Source organism: Rhizobium sp. 01L419 (assembly GCF_056400025.1).
In genome coordinates, this window is record NZ_JBFTSM010000070.1 from 1 (window position 1) to 385 (window position 385).

General features: G+C 73.8%; 1 protein-coding gene. It reads right to left on the minus strand.

The window, feature by feature from the left end:
• A partial coding sequence (locus AC1DUP_RS36825) for a hypothetical protein (RefSeq protein WP_477837399.1) occupies positions 1-385 on the minus strand: 385 nt, incomplete at both ends.

Sequence of the window (385 nt, forward strand, 5' to 3'; positions counted from 1 at the left end):
CCCTGACCCTGCCGCCCGGACAGGAATCGCCCGAGCACGCCTGCCGACGTCGCCGTCGCGGTGGTCACTCCCGCCGCTACGAGGAAACCGCGCCGGTCCCACACCCCGGTCTCGCGCTCGTCCTCGCTGCCGGCCGGAGTGGTCACCACGGCTGCTTTCGAGGCCAGTACGTAGAGGGCGAAGCAGCCGGTGAGGCCTCCGATCAGAGAGGGGAGTGCGTCGCCGACACCGGTGGAGTCGGGACGGCCCAGGGCCGCGACGGCTCCGACGACCCCGAACAGCAGGACGCCGGCGGCGCCGACGCGCCGATGACGCAGGCCGAGCACGCCCAGACCGATCGCGGCGAGGCCGAGGACGGAGAGGATGCCGACCCGCAGGACGGCCT